Origin of the sequence: Mesorhizobium sp. M0761, assembly GCF_040320205.1 — a bacterium.
Taxonomy (GTDB): domain Bacteria; phylum Pseudomonadota; class Alphaproteobacteria; order Rhizobiales; family Rhizobiaceae; genus Mesorhizobium.
In genome coordinates this window covers 166,469-184,596 of record NZ_JAMYPF010000009.1, presented here as the reverse complement: position 1 = coordinate 184,596, position 18,128 = coordinate 166,469, and the positions used below count along the sequence as shown (strand labels likewise).

At 63.4% G+C, this 18,128-nt stretch carries 20 protein-coding genes and 1 pseudogene; 6 read left to right on the top strand and 15 right to left on the bottom strand.

Going from position 1 to position 18,128, the window contains the following annotated elements; translation table 11 throughout:
* Window positions 1-47: 47 nt before the first annotated feature.
* From NKI32_RS17340 to hutI, 5 genes are read right to left on the bottom strand one after another with little or no spacing between them, the layout of a single operon-like run.
* Window positions 48-626, bottom strand: a complete 579-nt coding sequence (locus NKI32_RS17340; protein ID WP_023753715.1) for a HutD/Ves family protein — start codon at window positions 624-626, stop codon at window positions 48-50.
* A 12-nt stretch (window positions 627-638) separates the two neighbouring features.
* Window positions 639-2,309, bottom strand: a complete 1,671-nt coding sequence (hutU, locus tag NKI32_RS17335; protein WP_023739268.1) for a urocanate hydratase — start codon at window positions 2,307-2,309, stop codon at window positions 639-641.
* A 28-nt stretch (window positions 2,310-2,337) separates the two neighbouring features.
* Window positions 2,338-3,150, bottom strand: coding sequence for an N-formylglutamate deformylase (gene hutG, locus NKI32_RS17330; protein ID WP_023689634.1), 813 nt, complete (start codon window positions 3,148-3,150; stop codon window positions 2,338-2,340).
* Between the two features lies 1 nt (window position 3,151).
* Window positions 3,152-4,690, bottom strand: a complete 1,539-nt coding sequence (gene hutH / locus NKI32_RS17325; RefSeq protein ID WP_353003052.1) for a histidine ammonia-lyase — start codon at window positions 4,688-4,690, stop codon at window positions 3,152-3,154.
* Window positions 4,687-5,922, bottom strand: coding sequence for an imidazolonepropionase (gene hutI / locus NKI32_RS17320; protein ID WP_023831553.1), 1,236 nt, complete (start codon window positions 5,920-5,922; stop codon window positions 4,687-4,689). Before hutI ends, hutH begins: the two co-directional genes overlap by 4 nt.
* An 88-nt stretch (window positions 5,923-6,010) precedes the next feature.
* Here hutI and NKI32_RS17315 point away from each other — a divergent pair, with 88 nt between their 5' ends.
* The gene (locus tag NKI32_RS17315; RefSeq protein ID WP_353003051.1) at window positions 6,011-7,363 is read left to right on the top strand and encodes a formimidoylglutamate deiminase; all 1,353 of its coding nucleotides are present in this window, start codon (window positions 6,011-6,013) and stop codon (window positions 7,361-7,363) included.
* Window positions 7,360-8,100: a histidine utilization transcriptional repressor HutC gene (gene hutC / locus NKI32_RS17310; protein WP_023698022.1), complete on the top strand. Its 741-nt coding sequence runs from the start codon at window positions 7,360-7,362 to the stop codon at window positions 8,098-8,100. Before NKI32_RS17315 ends, hutC begins: the two co-directional genes overlap by 4 nt.
* Before the next feature lie 122 nt (window positions 8,101-8,222).
* On the opposite strand, the gene NKI32_RS17305 is transcribed toward hutC, so the two are convergent.
* A complete protein-coding gene (locus NKI32_RS17305; protein WP_023672906.1) occupies window positions 8,223-8,567 on the bottom strand; it encodes a RidA family protein in 345 nt (114 codons plus the stop codon).
* 207 nt (window positions 8,568-8,774) lie between these two features.
* Here NKI32_RS17305 and NKI32_RS17300 point away from each other — a divergent pair, with 207 nt between their 5' ends.
* Window positions 8,775-9,113 carry a protein tyrosine phosphatase family protein gene (locus NKI32_RS17300; RefSeq protein ID WP_023689629.1) on the top strand — a complete coding sequence of 113 codons (339 nt, stop codon included), beginning with the start codon at window positions 8,775-8,777 and terminating at the stop codon, window positions 9,111-9,113.
* Window positions 9,114-9,334: 221 nt separating this feature from the next.
* Here NKI32_RS17300 and NKI32_RS17295 read toward each other — a convergent pair whose 3' ends face one another.
* Window positions 9,335-9,802, bottom strand: a complete 468-nt coding sequence (locus tag NKI32_RS17295) for an Lrp/AsnC family transcriptional regulator (RefSeq protein WP_023698021.1) — start codon at window positions 9,800-9,802, stop codon at window positions 9,335-9,337.
* Between the two features lie 139 nt (window positions 9,803-9,941).
* Between NKI32_RS17295 and hppD the strand changes: the two genes are divergently transcribed.
* Entirely contained in the window at window positions 9,942-11,057 is a 1,116-nt protein-coding gene (hppD, locus tag NKI32_RS17290) for a 4-hydroxyphenylpyruvate dioxygenase (protein WP_353003050.1), read from the top strand.
* 122 nt (window positions 11,058-11,179) lie between these two features.
* Window positions 11,180-11,338, top strand: a pseudogene (locus NKI32_RS17285) (type II toxin-antitoxin system Phd/YefM family antitoxin); the annotation flags it as partial.
* A gap of 3 nt (window positions 11,339-11,341) precedes the next feature.
* On the opposite strand, the gene NKI32_RS17280 reads toward NKI32_RS17285, so the two are convergent.
* From NKI32_RS17280 to hmgA, 6 genes are read right to left on the bottom strand one after another with little or no spacing between them, the layout of a single operon-like run.
* Entirely contained in the window at window positions 11,342-11,878 is a 537-nt protein-coding gene (locus NKI32_RS17280; RefSeq protein WP_023711617.1) for a DinB family protein, read from the bottom strand.
* Window positions 11,875-12,171, bottom strand: coding sequence for a hypothetical protein (locus tag NKI32_RS17275; protein ID WP_023694415.1), 297 nt, complete (start codon window positions 12,169-12,171; stop codon window positions 11,875-11,877). The genes NKI32_RS17280 and NKI32_RS17275 overlap by 4 nt, the downstream gene beginning before the upstream one ends.
* A 12-nt stretch (window positions 12,172-12,183) precedes the next feature.
* On the bottom strand, window positions 12,184-13,197 hold the full coding sequence (locus tag NKI32_RS17270; RefSeq protein ID WP_023711618.1) for a fumarylacetoacetate hydrolase family protein: 1,014 nt from the start codon (window positions 13,195-13,197) through the stop codon (window positions 12,184-12,186).
* A gap of 15 nt (window positions 13,198-13,212) precedes the next feature.
* Window positions 13,213-13,557 carry a DUF7660 family protein gene (locus NKI32_RS17265; RefSeq protein WP_023713593.1) on the bottom strand — a complete coding sequence of 115 codons (345 nt, stop codon included), beginning with the start codon at window positions 13,555-13,557 and terminating at the stop codon, window positions 13,213-13,215.
* Window positions 13,554-14,417 (bottom strand): MBL fold metallo-hydrolase, encoded by an 864-nt coding sequence (locus NKI32_RS17260; protein WP_023711620.1) that lies wholly within the window; start codon window positions 14,415-14,417, stop codon window positions 13,554-13,556. Before NKI32_RS17260 ends, NKI32_RS17265 begins: the two co-directional genes overlap by 4 nt.
* A gap of 10 nt (window positions 14,418-14,427) precedes the next feature.
* Window positions 14,428-15,741, bottom strand: a complete 1,314-nt coding sequence (hmgA, locus tag NKI32_RS17255; RefSeq protein ID WP_353003049.1) for a homogentisate 1,2-dioxygenase — start codon at window positions 15,739-15,741, stop codon at window positions 14,428-14,430.
* A 124-nt stretch (window positions 15,742-15,865) separates the two neighbouring features.
* Here hmgA and NKI32_RS17250 point away from each other — a divergent pair, with 124 nt between their 5' ends.
* A complete protein-coding gene (locus tag NKI32_RS17250; protein ID WP_023724852.1) occupies window positions 15,866-16,303 on the top strand; it encodes a MarR family winged helix-turn-helix transcriptional regulator in 438 nt (145 codons plus the stop codon).
* A gap of 31 nt (window positions 16,304-16,334) precedes the next feature.
* Here the strand turns inward: NKI32_RS17250 and NKI32_RS17245 are convergent, their stop codons facing one another.
* Window positions 16,335-16,958: a DUF4304 domain-containing protein gene (locus NKI32_RS17245; RefSeq protein ID WP_352519327.1), complete on the bottom strand. Its 624-nt coding sequence runs from the start codon at window positions 16,956-16,958 to the stop codon at window positions 16,335-16,337.
* 18 nt (window positions 16,959-16,976) lie between these two features.
* A complete protein-coding gene (tdh, locus tag NKI32_RS17240; RefSeq protein WP_023672918.1) occupies window positions 16,977-18,011 on the bottom strand; it encodes an L-threonine 3-dehydrogenase in 1,035 nt (344 codons plus the stop codon).
* Between the last annotated feature and the right edge of the window lie 117 nt (window positions 18,012-18,128).

The window sequence follows — 18,128 nt, the reverse complement described above, 5'->3', positions numbered from 1 at the left end:
GCGATCATGTTTGGCAACAGGCGTTAATCGTTGTGCTGGCGGTGCGGCTAGCCCAGGCTGGCTATCCGGACGACGAACACGATCGTCGGCCGCACCGGTTCAAGCCGCAGTTTCGCGGCCTGCGGTCCGAGCAACAGCGTGTCGCGAGGTCCAAGGCGCGACGATGTCGCGCCGGTCACGCCGACCTCACCGTCGAACGGCAGGATCAGGGTCATAGCGCTGGTCGGCCGGATATCGGTCGGAACCGAGATCACCAGGCGCTCGACCGTGTGCATGGCCCGCCCGCGGCGGGTCATGACGTTGAGGTCGGTGATCGGACCGGAGATCAGCGCCGCCGAGGTCGGCACATCGGCCGGGAAGGACAGCGGGGCGGAAGCCGCCGTCACTTCGGCCGGCGGCCGGCCAGCAATGTCGAGGACGATGCCCTCGCCTTCCAGCACGGCCAGCGTGCGGTCGACGCCGGCAAAGCCCGAGAACGGCCCGCTATCCTCGACTCGCGCCATCGAAACGCGCCAGTCGAAATCGTCCAGGCCGGCGCCGTCCGGCGAGACGGCGATCTCGGTGGTCGTGCCGCCGCCATTCTTCCACGGCATGACCCGGTAGTCGGCGGCCCGTAGGATGCGCATCATTTAAGCCAATCAGCCTAAAATACCGGGCAGATTGAGCTGGTGCTCCTTCGCGCACTCGATGGCGATGTCGTAGCCGGCATCGGCGTGGCGCATGACGCCTGTCGCCGGATCGTTCCACAACACGCGCTGCAGGCGCCTTGCGGCGTCCGGCGTGCCGTCGGCGACGATGACCATGCCGGCATGCTGCGAGAAGCCCATGCCGACGCCACCGCCATGATGCAGCGACACCCAGGTTGCGCCCGACGCGGTGTTGAGCAACGCATTGAGCAGCGGCCAGTCGGAGACGGCGTCGGACCCGTCCTTCATCGCTTCCGTCTCGCGGTTGGGCGAAGCCACCGAGCCGGAATCGAGGTGGTCGCGGCCGATGACGACGGGCGCCTTGAGTTCGCCCCTGGCCACCATCTCGTTGAAGGCGAGCCCCAGCCTGTGGCGGTCGCCGAGGCCGACCCAGCAGATGCGCGCCGGCAGGCCCTGAAAGGCGATGCGCTCACGTGCCATGTCCAGCCAGTTGTGCAGATGGGTGTTGCCGGGGGTGAGTTCGCGCACCTTGGCGTCCGTCTTGTAGATATCCTCGGGATCGCCCGAAAGAGCAGCCCAGCGGAACGGGCCGATGCCGCGGCAGAACAGCGGCCTTATATAGGCCGGCACGAAACCCGGGAAAGCAAAGGCGTTCTCGAAGCCTTCGTCCTTGGCGACCTGGCGGATGTTGTTGCCATAGTCGAGCGTCGGCACGCCGGCATTCCAGAACGCGACCATCGCCTCGACATGCTCGCGCATTGAGGCGCGGGCGGCCTTCTCGACAGCCTTGGGATCGGAGACGCGCTTCTCGCGCCACTCAGCCATCGTCCAGCCCTTGGGCAGATAGCCGTTAATCGGGTCATGCGCCGAGGTCTGGTCGGTGACCATGTCGGGGCGGATGCCCCGCTTGAACATTTCCGGCACGATGTCGGCCGCATTGCCGAGCAGGCCGACCGACTTCGCCTCGCCGGCCTTGGTCCAGCGCCCGATCATTTCCATCGCTTCGTCGAGCGTCTCGGCCTTCTCGTCGACATAGCGGGTGCGCAGCCGGAAATCGATCGAGTCCGGATTGCATTCGATGGCGAGGCAGCAGGCGCCGGCCATGACGGCGGCAAGCGGCTGGGCGCCGCCCATGCCGCCGAGGCCGCCGGTCAGGATCCATTTGCCCGTAAGGTTGCCATTGTAGTGCTGGCGGCCGGCCTCGACGAAGGTCTCGTAGGTGCCCTGCACGATGCCTTGCGTGCCGATATAGATCCAGGAGCCAGCCGTCATCTGGCCGTACATCATCAGGCCTTTTTTATCGAGCTCGTTGAATTTATCCCAGGTCGCCCAATGCGGCACGATGTTGGAGTTGGCGATCAGCACGCGCGGCGCATCGGTGTGCGTCCGGAAGACGCCGACCGGCTTGCCGGACTGGACCAGCAGCGTCTCGTCTTCATTGAGGGTCTTCAACGAGGCGACGATGCTGTCGAAATCGTTCCAGGTGCGCGCGGCCCGGCCGATGCCGCCATAGACAACGAGCTCATTGGGGTTTTCGGCGACATCGGGATCGAGGTTGTTCATCAGCATGCGCAGCGGCGCTTCGGTCGTCCAGTATTTGGCGTTGAGCTTGTCGCCGCGGGGCGCACGCACTTCGCGGATGTTGTGGCGAGGATTGTTCATCATTGTCCCTTTGGAGTAAGGCGGCGTCTCAGCGCCCGGCCCAGTCAATGGCGGATTGGAGGATTTTCGTCAGTGTGGCGCGCATCGGCGCGGCGAACTCGGCATCATAAGGCACCGGCCAATTGTCCGGTTCGCCCTTGCCCTCGGGCTCGCGCAAATAGCCGCGATCGGCAAGTTCCATCTGCAGCGCATGGTAGCCGCCTTGCGGATTGCCGAAATAGCGGGTGATCCAGCCACCCTTGAAACGGCCGTTGATGACATTGCTTTCACCGCTCTCGGCCATGATCTGGCCAACCAGCGCCTGCAGCGTAGGATCCGCGGTCTGGCCGTCATTGGTGCCGAGATTGAACACCGGCAGCGTGCCGTAGAACAGGCGCGGCAGCACCGACCGGATCGAGTGGCAATCGTAAATGACGACCTTCTCATGCAGGCCGCGCAGCCTGACGGACTGAGCCGCCAGCATTTCATGGTAGGGCACGAAATACGCTATGCGGCGTTGATCGATCTCCGACGGCGTCGGTTCCGCGCCGGGCAAATACAGCGGATCGCCGTCGAAGGTCTCGGTCGGGCATAGCGTCGTTGTCGTCTGCCCGGGATAGAGCGAGGCGCCGGAAGGATCGCGGTTGACGTCGATGACGGTGCGCGAGATCGACGTGTGCACGACAGTCGCGCCAAGGCCGGCGGCAAAATCGTAGAGATTGTCGATCCACCAGTCGCAATCGCGGCGGCCGAGCCAGGGCGAGACCAGCCGATTGTCGATGCCGGCGAGATCGATACCCGTGTGCGGGATGGACACCAACAGGGGTGCTGTGCCTTCCGTCACTGTCAGCCAGTCGGTCATGTCAGACTCCCGAGATCGAAGGCAATGTCACCGCGCTCGCAGCCTTGATGGCAGCGCCGCTGCGCACCATGGCGATGGCTTTTTCCATGTCAGGGTGGAAATGCCTGTCATTGTCGAGATGCGGCACCTCGGCGCGGACCAGCTTGCGAACCGCTTCCAGAGCTGCACTCGACGCCAGCGGCGCATGGAAATCGCAGCCCTGCGCGGCGGCCAGGAGTTCGATGCCGATGACGGCTGTCGCATTCTCGACCATGCCGATCAGCCGGCGCGCGCCATGTGCGGCCATCGAGACATGGTCTTCCTGGTTGGCCGAGGTCGGGATGGAATCGACACTTGCCGGATAGGCCTTCTGCTTGTTCTCAGAGACGAGCGCCGCCGCCGTCACCTGCGGGATCATGAAGCCGGAGTTCAGGCCGGGCTTCGGCGTCAGGAAGGCCGGCATGCCGGACAGCGCCGGGTCCACCAGCATGGCGATGCGGCGTTCCGACAGCGAGCCGATCTCGCAGACGGCGAGCGCGATCATGTCGGCGGCGAAAGCCACCGGCTCGGCGTGGAAATTGCCGCCTGAAAGCGCAGTATCGTCCTCGGCGAAGATCAGCGGATTGTCGGTGACGCCGTTGCCCTCGGTGCCGAGCGTATCGGCGGCCTGGCGCAGCACGCTGAGCGCCGCACCCATCACCTGCGGCTGGCAGCGCAGGCAGTACGGATCCTGCACGCGCTCATCGCCGACGCGATGCGATTCACGGATAGCGCTGCCGGCCATCAGATTGCGCAGCGCTGCCGCCGTCTCGATCTGGCCCGGGTGTTTTCTGAGGAGATGGATGCGCGGATCGAAGGGTGCATCGGAGCCCTTGGCAGCGTCGGTCGACAGCGCCCCGGCGACCAGCGCCGACTGATACAGCACTTCGGCCTCGAACAGAGCGGCCAGCGCGTAGGCGGTGGAAAACTGCGTGCCGTTGAGCAGCGCCAGACCTTCCTTGGCGCCGAGCGTCACGGGCTCCAGGCCGTGCGAGATGAAAGCGACCTTGGCCGGGAAGCGGCCATGCGGTGTAAAGCATTCGCCGACGCCGATCATCACCTCCGTCATGTGCGACAGCGGCGCGAGATCGCCGGAGGCGCCGACCGAGCCCTGCGCCGGCACGACGGGGATGACGTCGTTGGCCAGCATCGCTTCCAGCAATTCGATGGTTTGCGGCCGCACGCCCGACGCGCCCTGCGCCAGGCTGGCCAGCTTCAGCGCCATCATCAACCGAACCACGGCGACCGGCATCGGCTCGCCGACGCCGGCGGCATGCGACAAAACGATGTTGCGTTGCAGGGTCTCTAGATCCTCGGCCGGAATGCGGACGCTGGCCAGTTTGCCGAAGCCGGTGTTGATGCCGTAGACCGGCTCACCCTTGGCGACGATGCGGGCGACTGCCTCGGCGCTGGCCTTGATTTTTGGCCGGCAGGAGGCGTCGAGCTTCGGCATGGCGCCACGATAGATAGCGCGCCAGTCGGCCAGCGTCGCATTTCCGGGCTTCAGGTTAAGTTCGGTCATTGTCCTCTCCAGATGCGGGCATGGAGCGGGTTGAAGCCCATGCGGTAGACGAGTTCGGCCGGACGCTCGATGTCCCAGATCGCCAGGTCGGCGGATTTTCCTGCCTCAAGCGTGCCGGTCTTGCCAAGCAGCCCAAGCGCACGGGCAGCCTCGCGAGTGGTGCCGGCCAGGCACTCCTCGACGGTCAGGCCAAACAGGGTGGCGGCCATGTTCATGGTCAGAAGCAGCGAGGTCAGCGGCGACGTCCCGGGATTGTTGTCGGTGGCGACCGCCATCTTGACGCCGTGCTGGCGGAACAGGCCGACCGGCGGCTTCCTGGTTTCGCGGATGAAATAGTAGGCGCCGGGCAGGATGGTCGCCACGGTGCCGGCCTTGGCCATCGCTGCGGCGCCGGCCTCGTCGGTGTATTCGAGATGGTCGGCCGACAGCGCGCCATAGCGGGCGGCGAGTTCGGCGCCATGCAGGTTGGACAACTGGTCGGCATGGAGTTTGACCGGCAGGCCAAGCGCCTTGGCCTTGTCGAAGACGCGGGCAATCTGTTCCGGCGAAAAGGCAATGCCCTCGCAAAAGCCGTCGACGGCGTCAGCCAGGCCCTCGGCGGCGATTCCGGGGAGGATGGTGTTGGCGACGAGATCGACAAAAGCGTCCTTGTCGCCTTTTGCTTCCGGCGGCAGCGCATGCGCGCCGAGGAAGGTGGTGCGGACCGTGACCGGGCGTTGCTTGTCCAGCTGCCGCGCGGCGCGAAGCGACTTCTGTTCATGTTCGAGATCGAGCCCGTAACCCGACTTTACCTCTACCGTGGTGACGCCCTCGGCCATCAGCGCATCGAGGCGTGGCAGCGTCTGCGCAACCAGTGCGTCTTCGCTCGCGGCACGCAGGGATTTGACCGAGGAGACGATGCCGCCGCCGGCACGGGCGACTTCTTCATAGGTGGCGCCGGCCAGCCGCATCTCGAACTCGTTGGCACGGTTGCCGGCATGGACGAGATGGGTGTGGCAGTCGATCAGGCCGGGCGTGATCCAGCGGCCTTCGCAATCGGTAGTCTCGCCGCCCTGAGCCAACGCTGACGGCATGTCGGCTTCCGGGCCGGCATAGACGATGATGCCGTCACGGGAGACGATCGCGCCCTTTTCGACGATGCCAAGTCCGGCAACGCCTTCGGCCATGGTTGCCAGGCGCGCATCACGCCAAAGCTGAAGGCCCCCTGCCCGGCTTTTGTCTTGTGCCGCCATCATCTTTTTCCGTTGCTTGGATGGCGATTATGTATATACATATTGAAACGCGCTGCAAGTGCATTGTTTATGGAATTCGGAGAAAAACGTGACGGCGATCTTTGCGGAACAGGCGCTGCTGACCGATGGCTGGCATGACAAGGTGCGGATCGTCGTCACGGACGGTCGCATCGCAACCGTCGAAGTCGACACGTCGCCGCAGAGCGGTGACGAACGCCACGCCATTCTGGTCCCCGGCATGCCGAACCTGCACAGCCACGCCTTCCAGCGCGGCATGGCCGGGCTTGCCGAACTGCGCGGTCCCTCCGCCGACAGCTTCTGGAGCTGGCGCGAGGTGATGTACCGCTTCGCGCTGTCGATGACGCCGGACCAGGTCGAGGCGGTCGCCGCCCAGCTTTATGTCGAAATGCTGGAGGCCGGATTCTCGCGCGTCGGCGAATTTCATTATCTCCACCACGATCGCGACGGAAAACCCTATGCCAACCTTGCCGAGATGGCCGAACGTATTGCCGCGGCCGCCGGCGAAACCGGGATCGGCCTGACGCTGCTGCCGGTGTTTTATGCCCATTCCTCCTTCGGCGGCGCTGCGCCCAACGAAGGCCAGCGGCGATTCATCAACGATGTGAATCGGTTCGAACGCTTGCTTGAGAAAAGCCGCGAATCGGTTCGTGCGTTGAATCAGGCTGTCGTCGGCGTCGCCCCGCACAGCCTGCGCGCCGCGACGCCGGAGGAACTCAGCGCTGTTGCCGCCATTGCGCCGGACGGACCGATCCACATCCACGTCGCCGAGCAGGCGAAGGAGGTCGAGGATTGCCTGGCGTGGTCGGGTGCGCGACCGGTCGAATGGCTGCTCGCCAATGCCGGGATCGACAAGCGTTGGTGCCTGATCCACGCCACCCACATGACCGAGGCTGAGACAACCGGCATGGCCAGAAGCGGCGCCATTGCCGGGCTTTGCCCGATCACCGAGGCCAATCTCGGCGACGGCACCTTTTCAGCACCTCTGTTCATCGAACATGGCGGCCGCTTCGGCGTCGGCTCGGATTCCAACGTGCTGATCGGCCTGCCGGATGAATTGCGCCAGCTCGAATATTCGCAGCGCCTCGCACACCGCGCCCGCAATGTGCTGGCGGTGACCGGCGGCTCGACCGGGCGGGCTCTGTTCGACGCCGCCCTCGATGGCGGCAGCACCGCACTCGGCGCCGGCCCGTCGCGGATCGCCGCCGGCGCCGCGGCTGATTTCGTCTCCCTCGACGAAAACCATCCTTCGCTGGCCGGAAAAAGTGGCGATGCGATCCTCGACGCCTGGATCTTTGCCAATGGCGGCAAGGTCGATTGCGTCTGGGTGCACGGAAAAAAACAGGTCAGCGGCGGCCGGCATGCAGCGCGTGAGACGATCGCCGAGCGCTTTCGCCATGTGATGACGGCGCTTTCGGCATGAGCATATCAGAGACAGCGGCTGTGGAAGGCGGCGGTTCGCTGCACCAGCGCATCCTGTCCGACATCAGCGAGAAAATAATGTCCGGCGCCTGGGCGCCGGGTCACCGCATCCCGTTCGAGCACGAGTTGACGGCCGAATACAATTGCTCGCGCATGACAGTGAACAAGGCGCTGTCGCAACTGGCCAAGGCCGGGCTGATAGAGCGCCGTCGCCGTTCGGGCAGCTTTGTCCGCCAGCCGCAGTCGCAGGCCGCGGTGCTGGAAATCCACGACATCAGGATCGAGGTTGAGTCGCTTGGCCTGGCTTATCGTTACGAGCGCTTGGCGCGGCAGAAAAGGCGCAGCAGCGCCGAGGATCGCGCCTTGCTGGAACTGGACGCAGCCGGACAGGTGCTGGCGCTTGAATGCCGGCATTTCGCCGGCAAGCGGCCATTCGCGCACGAACAGCGGCTGATCAATCTCGCCGCCGTCGCGGAAGCCGCCGAGGAGGAGTTTCTCGACATCGCCCCCGGCCCTTGGCTGATCGGCCGCGTGCCATGGAGTGAGGCCGAGCACCGCATCCGCGCGGTGGCGGCCGACAGGCATATTGCCGAAGCCCTCGACGTCGCAACCGGCGCACCGTGCCTGGTGGTCGAACGCCGGACCTGGAGCGCGGAGCACCCGGTGACGCAGGTGAGGTTCACTTATGCCGCGGAGAGCCACACGCTGGTGGCGCGGTTCAGGCCTTCGCAGGGGTAGCTCCTTTACCCTCCCCCTTGTGGGGAGGGTCGCTGCGAAGCAGCGGGGTGGGGGTCGGCGCCAGCCCCCCGCCCGGACCTTCGGTCCGACCTCCCCACAAGGGGGAGGTAGAAGGCTGCACTTTAAATCGCCGCCGTAACGATAATCTCGACAGTGTATTCCGGCCCTGCAAGCTTGGCCTCACCCGTGGCGCGGGCGGGCGTGTTGCCTTGCGGGACCCACTTGTCCCATTCCTTGTTCATCTCGGCGAAGGTGCCCATATCGGCCAGCCAGATGATCGCCTGCAGGATCTTGGTCTTGTCGGTGCCGGCCTTGGCCAGCAGTTCGTCGATAGATGCGAGGATCGACCTGGTCTGTTCGCCAACGCTGGCGCCGGGCGTTCCGACCTGGCCGGCGAGATAGACGGTGTTGCCGTGGATGACGATCTGGCTCATGCGCGGGCCAACATCGATGCGACGAATGCTCATGGGATGGTTCCTTCGTTTGTCGGTGCGCCTGTTTAGAGTCGCTGCCGCCTCCGGGCAAGGCCAACAGCGCGAAACCTCTTGAGCCTGGGTTGGATCTTGGGCCGCAAATGTCTATCTGCGCCGAGGGATTTCTTTCCGGCGCGGATTGCCGACCTCGTGTGAGAGTGGCAAGACTTCGCGCGAAACCAGATTGCGAGGATGAGAGCCATGGAATATCGCGAAATCAGCGAGGACTATTCGGTCTCGGGCCAGATCCAGCCCGAAGATGCCGCCGCCATCAAGGAAGCCGGTTTCAAGAGCGTGATCTGCAACCGGCCGGATGACGAGCAGCCCGACCAGCCTTCGGCCGACAGCGTCAAGGCGGCGGTCGAAGCCGCGGGGCTGGCCTTCCGCTACATCCCGGTAATCAGCGGCCAGATCACGGCCGAGAATGTCGAAGATCAGGCCAAAGCGCTCGACGCGCTCGAAGGCCCGGTGTTTGCCTATTGCCGCTCCGGCGCGCGCTGCACCAATCTCTACGGGCTGATTCAGCAGTCCAAGGGGTGAGCATCTGAGGCGCTGGCGATCCCTCACACCCCCCTCTGTCCTGCCGGACATCTCCCCCGCAAGGGGGGAGATCGGATGTCGCCTTCGCTTTTCGCCAATCGCCGACGTTGCAGGATGAGCGCTGTCGACAAGCTGCTGATCTCCCTCCTTGCGGGGGAGATGGCCGGCAGCCCAGAGGGGGGGTGCTGTCCCGCCGACGTATCAACTGAAACTCTCTCAAACTAGATCGGCAGCGCCCCGGTCTCCTTCAGCGTCTCCAGCACGATCGCGGTCTTTACATGCTGCACGGAGTCGTGCGGCAACAGCACGCCGTTGACGAATTCCGACAGCGATTTCAGATCGGGGGTCACCACTTTCAAGATGTAGTCCATCTCACCGGTCAGCGCGTGCGCCTCCTGCACTTCCGGCAGCCGCGCCAGCAATTCGCCGAAGCGCCGCGCATTGTCGCGGTTGTGGGTGGCCAATGTCACCGAGATGACATTGACCAGCGAGAAGCCGAGCTTGTCGCGGTCGAGCACGGCGCGATAGCCCTTGATGTAGCCGTCTTCCTCCAGCCGCTGGCGGCGGCGTGAGCATTGCGATGCCGACAGGTTCACGCGCTCCGAGAGATCGTTGTTGGTGAGCCGTGCGTCGCCCTGCAAGAGAGCCATTATCTTGCGGTCAAATTGATCGATGCGCGCTTCATTCATCGATTCATCTCCAATCATGCATGAATTACGCACGAGATGATCATTTCAAGCGTTTGAATGCAAGCACCGTGCGGTCGCTTCGCACTATCATGCGTCATCTCGTGGTCCGATGCGGCCACCATCCGTTTGGAGGAATGCCATGGGTCCCTTCCCGCACGACGCCCCGCCCGCAAAGATCAGCAAGGAAAACCCCGCCGGCACCGACGGTTTCGAGTTCGTCGAGTTCGCGCACGCGGAGCCGCAGAAGCTCTCCGAGCTGTTCACCCGCATGGGCTATGTCGCGGTGGCCAAGCACCGCACGAAGGACATCACCGTCTGGCGCCAGGGCGACATCAACTATGTCGTCAATGCCGAGCCGGGTTCGCATGCGATGAAATTCGTCGACAAGCACGGCCCCTGCGCCGCCTCGATGGCCTGGCGCGTGGTCGATGCAAAGCATGCGTTCGAGCATGCGGTATCGAAAGGCGCCACGCCCTACGACGGCAACGACAAGGCGCTCGACGTGCCGGCCATTGTCGGCATTGGCGGCTCACTGCTCTATTTCATCGAAGCCTATGGCAAGAAGGGCTCGGCCTATGATGCCGAGTTCGAGTGGCTGGGCGAACGCGACCCGCGGCCGCAAGGCGTCGGCTTCTATTTCCTCGACCACCTCACCCACAATGTCTATCGCGGCCAGATGGACAAATGGTGGGACTTTTATCGCGAGCTGTTCGGCTTCAAGCAGATCCATTTCTTCGACATCGACGGCAAGATCACCGGCCTGGTCAGCCGCGCCATCACCTCGCCCTGCGGCAAGATCCGCATTCCGCTAAATGAATCCAAGGACGACACCAGCCAGATCGCCGAATACCTGAAGAAGTACAATGGCGAAGGCATCCAGCATATCGCCGTCGGCACCGACGACATCTACGCCGCCACCGACAAGCTTGCCGACAACGGGCTGAAGTTCATGCCCGGTCCGCCGGAGACCTACTACGACATGTCGTACAACAGGGTGAACGGGCATGACGAGCCGATCGAGCGGATGAAGAAGCACGGCATCCTGATCGACGGCGAAGGCGTGGTCGACGGCGGCATGACCAAGATCCTGCTGCAGATATTCTCCAAAACCGTGATCGGCCCGATCTTCTTCGAATTCATCCAGAGGAAGGGCGACGAAGGTTTTGGCGAAGGCAATTTCCGCGCGCTGTTCGAGTCGATCGAGCAGGACCAGATCAAGCGCGGCGTAATCAAGGTCGATGGCAAGGCGGCGTGAACCCCCGTTTGCGGCTCGATCGGCCTTGATCTAAGTTTCGATCAAAAGGGTCAAGCCGTGAACGTCTCCATAACCGAAGCAAAGGCCAACTATCGGAACTCGTCGGCCGCGCGGAAGCCGGCGAGGAGATAGTCATCACTCGTCACGGCAAGATCGCGGCGCGGCTCGTGCCACCAGTTCGAGAAGACTTGTTGTCGCGCATAGGTGCCCTGAAGGGGAAGATTTGGATTTCAGACGATTTCGACAAACTCGGCCCTGAATGGAACGAGTACACCAGATAAAGGTCAGAGGCCCAACCGCTCGACCTCTTCTTTCCTCACCTTCAAATCATAATCGAGCAAAAACTCGTCCAGCTGCGGCGGCGCGACCGAGCTGCCCGAGAGCATCGCGTGCACCTGGCCGCGATGATGGATGTCGTGCAGGAAGACATGGGCGAGAATGTCGCCGATCTTTTCGCGGATCATGCCGTCCTCGCGCCGGTCGGTGATGACCTGACGGTCGACATCCGCTTCCGACAGCTTCTCGCAAAAGGCGATCAGGCGCCAGTCGGCCGCGACCTGAGCGGCAAACAGCGCCTGCGGGTCATCGAACGGCACGTAATCGTCATGGGCGGCCGCGCCGACGCCGCCCTCCTCAAGGAAATCGAGATAGAGATGATCGACCGCGAGGATGTGGTTGAGCGTTGCCTTGATCGACGGGAAGAAGCTGGTGCGTTCGGCTTCGAATTCGCCGGGCTTTAGCTGCAGCACGGCCCGATAGAGCCGGTCGTTCGACCAGAGATTGTTGCCGGCCATGCGGCTGAAATGCTCGAGCAGGGTCACGCGTTCATTCGTCTGATCAGGCCAATGCCAGCCGCCATCACCGCGAAGCCGGCGACAACGATCAGCAGCAGCCGGTTCATGCGCCGCCGCATCGCCTGCGTCTCCTCGTCCCGCGCCACATTGGTGTTGGTGATGGTGTGGAACATCATCGCCTTGCGCGGGTAGCCACTGCGGTTGGTCAGATCGGGCGAGCGCGCCTCGATTCGGTAGCTCAGCCGGATCGCCTGGATGAAGACCACCAGAATGGCCAGCGCCCAGACGCCGGCCAGCAGGTAGAACGCCTCTCCCGTCACTATTGCCCCCTCTTATGCCTGGGACTTCTCGACCTTCTGCTCGATGGCGCCGAAGATCGAGTTTCCGCTTTTATTCTTCATCTCGATACGCACCGTATCGCCAAAGCGCAGGAACGGCGTCTTGGGCTCGCCAGACTCAATGGTCTCGATCATGCGCAGTTCAGCGATGCAGGAATAGCCGGCGCCGCCGGCCGCCACCGGTTTGCCCGGCCCGCCATCCAGCTTGTTGGAGACGGTGCCGGAGCCGATGATGGTGCCGGCAACCAGCGGCCGTGTCTTTGCGGCATGGGCAATCAGCGCCGGGAAGTCGAAGGTCATGTCGACGCCGGCATTGGCACGGCCGAACGGCTTGCCGTTGACGTCGGCGAGCAGAGGCAGGTTGACCTTGCCGCCATCCCAGGCGTCGCCGAGTTCGTCCGGCGTCACCGCCACCGGCGAAAAAGCCGAGGACGGCTTCGACTGGAAGAAGCCAAACCCCTTGGCGAGTTCGGGTCCGGTGAGCGCGCGCAGCGTCACATCATTGACCAGCATGACCAGCCGGATCGCAGCGCGCGCCTGGTCGAGGCTGGCGCCCATCGGCACATCGTCGACGACGACGGCGACCTCCGCCTCCATGTCGATGCCGAAGGCTTCGTCCGCCGCGCGGATCGGCTCGCGCGGCGCGATAAAGGAATCCGAGCCACCCTGATAGATCAGCGGATCGGTCCAGAAGCTTGCCGGCATCTCGGCGCCGCGGGCTTTGCGCACCAGCTCGACATGGTTCACGTAGGCCGAACCATCGGCCCATTGATAGGCGCGTGGCAGCGGCGAATGGGCATCATGCTCATGGAAGCGTGCCGACGGCACCGCATTGTTCTCCAGCGATTCGGCGATGGTCGCCAGATGCGGCGAAATCCGTTGCCAGTCGTCGAGCGCGGCCTGCAGCGTGCGCGCCAGGAACGAGGCGTCGGTGAAGCGCGTCAGGTCGCGCGAGACGACGACGAGTTTTCCGTCGCGCGTCCCGTCCTTCAATGTGGCAAGCTTCATGCATCCTCCCAATGGTTATTCGTAATATTTGCCGGCGTAGATAATTCTCGCAGCGGCCTTCCAAGGATTTTCATCAGCCAGGAATGCCGGATCGCCACCCTGATTGTCTTCAGTCCAAGCGACAGCCCGCTCGAGAAAGGCGCTGATCGAGCCGTTTTCCCATCCATTCCAACCTGAAGAATAGGGTCCCGCCGGTTTCAACGCTTCTTTGCGGTCCGCATCCTCGCTATCTCGCCTCAGACCGTCGATGAACCCGATGAAAGACTGCAAATCCTGAACATCGTCGAGAAGCAATCGAAGGCTTTCCGAGGACCGCGCCTCGGATGCCCGCAGATCCTCCCAGTGTTGTTCATCCGTCACGTCTTTGCCTCCAGCCCCACAACAAAGCCGTCGCGGGCAATCGTCAAGTCACCTACCCACGATTTCCTGACAGCAACCTCCCAGTCGGCCCCGCCGATCTCGGGATCATCGGCCGGAATAAGGTGGTTGAGCACCAGCCTCTTCACCCCGGCATCGGTGGCGATGCGGCCGGCTTCCTCGGCAAATGAGTGGCTGGCGAGCAGATGCTCCTTCAGCCGCGCCCCGTTGCCGGTCCTGGCGACCAGCCTCTCGATGCCCTCGTCCAGCATGGCTTCATGGACGAGGATGTCGGCATTTTTGGCGAAGCCGGCGAGCGGCGGGAAGAAGGCGGTGTCGGATGAGAAGACGACGCTTTTACCGCCTTGCTCGAACCGCAGCGCGAAACAGTCGGTTACCGGTGGATGGTCGACGCGCAGTGCCGAGACCTTCAGGCCGCGTTGTGCGAAAACCTGGCCTTCGCCGAATTCAACGATCGAAACCAGTTCGCGGATGTCCGGCCTGCCTTCGTCGACGATTCGGATCTCGATGTCGAACTCCATCGCCTGGCAGAAGCGCCGCCAGTAATGCCCGGTGCCGGGCGGTCCGAACAACGTCACCGGATTGGCCAGACCGGCGGTCCAGGCGGTGTGGAGCAGCGCCCCCAGTTCCAGCACATGATCGGAATGCAGATGGGTGACGAAGATCAGGTCGAGCGCCTTCAGGCTGACGCCGGCATCGACCAGGCCACGCGTGACACCCAGCCCGCAATCGACGACGATGGTCCGCCCGCCAAGCTCCAGCAGCGACGAACTCGGCCACGGCCCGCCCGACCGCAATGCCGGGCCGCCTTTCGAGCCGAGAAGCACCAGCCGGTCGCTCATCGAGCTGATCTCAAGACCAGTCGCCCTCCGGCGTGCCGTTGAAGCGCTTCTTCAGGTCGGTCCAGCAGTCAATGTAATTGTCCTGCCTTGTTTCAAGCTCGGCGCCGTAGCGGGTCAGCATTTGCGGGAATCGGGTCTCGAACATGAAGGCCATCGTGTTGTCGAGCTTGACCGGTTTCAGCTCGGAGCGCGAGGCCTTTTCGAAGCCAGGTGCGTCGGGGCCGTGGGCCAGCATCAGATTGTGCAGGCTGATGCCGCCGGGCACGAAGCCTTCTTCCTTGGCGTCGTACTGGCCATGGATCAGGCCCATGAACTCGCTCATGATGTTGCGGTGGTACCAGGGCGGCCGGAACGTGTCTTCCGCCACCAGCCAGCGCGGCGGGAAGATGACGAAGTCGATATTGGCGGTGCCCTCCTCGCCGCTCGGCGCCGTCAGCACGGTGAAGATCGACGGATCGGGATGGTCGAACAGGATGGCGCCGACCGGCGAAAACGTCACCAGATCATATTTGTAGGGCGCATAGTTGCCGTGCCAGGCGACGACGTCGAGCGGCGAATGGCCGATCTCGGTGACGTTGAAATTGCCGCACCATTTCACCGTCAGCCGGCACGGCGTCTCCTTCTCCTCGAACCAGGCGCTGGGCGTCTTGAAGTCGCGTGGGTTGGCCAGGCAGTTGGCGCCAATCGGGCCGCGGTCGGGCAGCGTCAGCTTGGCGCCGTAATTCTCGCAGACATAGCCGCGCACTTCCTTGTCGGCGAGCTCGACCTTGAACACCAGACCGCGCGGCAGCACGGCGATCTCGCCGGGCCGAAGCTCGATGACGCCCATCTCGGTGACAAAGCGCAAGGCACCGACCTGGGGGACAATCAGCAACTCGCCGTCGGCGTTGAAGAAATGGTCGTCGACCATCGAGCGGTTGGCGACATAGACATGCGCCGCCATGCCGCTTTGGCCCAGCACGTCGCCGGCGGTGGTGATGGTGCGCATCCCTTGAATGAAATCGGTCGGCTCCTTCGGCATCGGCACCGGGTTCCAGCGGTACTGGCCGAGCGCCAGCTCGTGGTCGCCGACATTGGGAGCGGTCTTCCACAGGGGATAGCTCGCCGCCTTGAAGCGGCCGGTGTCTTTTACGCTCGGCCGGATGCGGTAGAGCCAGGAGCGCTCATTGGTGCCGCGCGGGGCGGTGAAGGGCGAGCCCGAGAGCTGCTCGGCATAAAGTCCGTAAGCCGGCCGCTGCGGGGAATTGCGCCCTTGCGGCAGCGAGCCGGGCAGCGTTTCGGTCTCAAAATCATTGCCGAAGCCCGGCATGTAGGAAAATTCCATCCGATCCTCCCTGATCCCGACCGCCGCGAAGCGCGGCCTGCCGGCGATGTTGACCAAACTGGTTTCATTTGTAACCATCGAAAATGTAACTATCAACGGCTGATGCCGCATCCACGGTGCGCATGTGGAAACCCTCGAACTCGAAAATTTCCTGCCCTACCGGCTTTACCGGCTGGCCGACGCTGTCAGCCGAGAATTTTCAAAAATCTACCGCGACCGTCACGGTCTGACGCGGCCGGAATGGCGCACACTCTCTGGGCTCGGACAGCGCGGCACGATGACCGCGACGGCGCTCGGCGAGCAGTCGGCCATGCACAAGACCAAGGTTTCGCGGGCGGTGGCGGAGCTTGAGCGGCGGCGCTGGCTGACGCGCACGCCGGACGAGAATGATCGGCGTGTGGAGCATTTGGCGCTGACCAAGGCGGGACTGGCCGCCTATCGCGAGATGGTGCCGCTGGCGAAAGCCTTTGAACGGCAGTTGCTGGCGAGGCTTGGTACGGAAGAGCGGGCGGCGATTGTGAATGGGGTGGCGGCGCTGGAGGCAAAACTCACCTTGGGTTGAGATCTTCCCATAAGTTCGACCGTCGCTGAAATCAGATCGCGAATGCGGCAGGCAACGCCCCTAGACCGTAATAGGCGCGTTCGGCTTCAATGAAGCCTCTGACACGGCTTCGAAATGCCGCCGGATCATCAATGTAGGCTAGAAGCGCCTGCGCTTGCGAAGCCGCGTGTCTTTGAGCGCTTTCAAACAGTCGCCTTGCCGTTTCAAAATCACCGGCCAAACCAGCCGCCACCCCGGCGTGGAAGGCCGCCCACTCGCCGTAGGCGCCCGGCTGCAATTCACTCACGAGGATTTTCGCTGTCGTTTGGACGGAAGGGAACATCGATCGGTGAACCTGATCGATTTCGACGACCTTCTTGGCCATTTGATCAACCGCGAGAAGAAACTGTGGCGGGCTCTCGAACGGAACGAACTGTCCAATGCGCTCAACGCGATCGAAGGTAATCGTTTCCGGAAGCGAACCCCAGAGCCAGTGGACTGCTACGTTAAGGTAAGTGCCCTTGGACCAGGAACTGGGCTGGAACTCGACTACACTTAGCCAGAAGCCGCGATCGGCGATCCAGATTCGGGACTGCCCTTTGCGTCGAAATCCGGCCGGCTTCAGTACGAGCTTTGCCTGCGAGGCAATGATACGACCGTGCTCATTGTCCGCCATCTTGCACCCACACGTGCCTCACCAATCCATCACCACCTTGCCCGAACTGCCGCTCCGCATCGCGTCAAACCCCGTCTGGAAATCGTCGATCCCAATGCGGTGCGTAATCAGACCCGACACATCCAGCGGCCCCTGCACCAGGGCGATCATCTTGTACCAGGTCTCGAACATTTCGCGGCCGTAGATGCCCTTCAAGTGCAGCATCTTGAAGATGACCTTGTTCCAGTCGATTTCGAAGCCGGTCGGCGCGATGCCCAGAATGGCGATCTTGCCGCCATTGTTCATGGTGTCGATCATGTCGCGAAAGGCGGGCGCGGCGCCCGACATTTCGAGGCCGACGTCAAAACCCTCGGTCATGCCCAGCGCCGGCATAACGTCGCGCAGTTTTTCCTTCGAGGCATCGACGACATGCTGGACGCCGAGCTTTTTGGCCAGCGCCAGCCGCACCGGGTTGATGTCGGTGATGACGACTTTTCGCGCCCCCACACATTGGGCAACGAGCGCGCCCATGATGCCGATCGGCCCGGCGCCGGTGACCAGAACGTCTTCACCGACCAGGTCGAAGGACAGAGCGGTGTGGACGGCATTGCCCAGGGGATCGAAGATCGCGGCGATCTCGTCGGGCACATCGTCGGGGATCGGCACGACATTGTGCTGCGGGATCGCCAGATATTCGCCGAAGGCGCCGGGGCGGTTGACGCCGACGCCGAGCGTGTTACGGCAGAGATGCCCCCTGCCGGCGCGGCAATTGCGGCAATGGCCGCAGACGATGTGACCTTCGCCGGAGACACGCTGGCCGACCTTGTATTCGGTGACCGCAGCGCCGAAATCGGCCACCGTGCCGACGAATTCATGGCCGGTCACCATCGGCACCGGCACGGTCTTCTGCGCCCACTGGTCCCAATTGTAGATGTGGACGTCGGTGCCGCAGATCGCCGTCTTCTTGACCTTGATCAGCACGTCGTTGGGGCCGATCTCCGGCACCGGTACCTCTTCCATCCAGATGCCCGGTTCGGCCTTGGCCTTCACCAGCGCCTTCATCATGTTCGACATGCTACAACTCCTTACCCTCCCCCTTGTGGGGAGGGTGGCCCGAAGGGCCGGGTGGGGGTCAAAAACTGGCGGAGGTCGTGACCCTGCAGACCCCCACCCCGCCTCCCCACAAAGGGG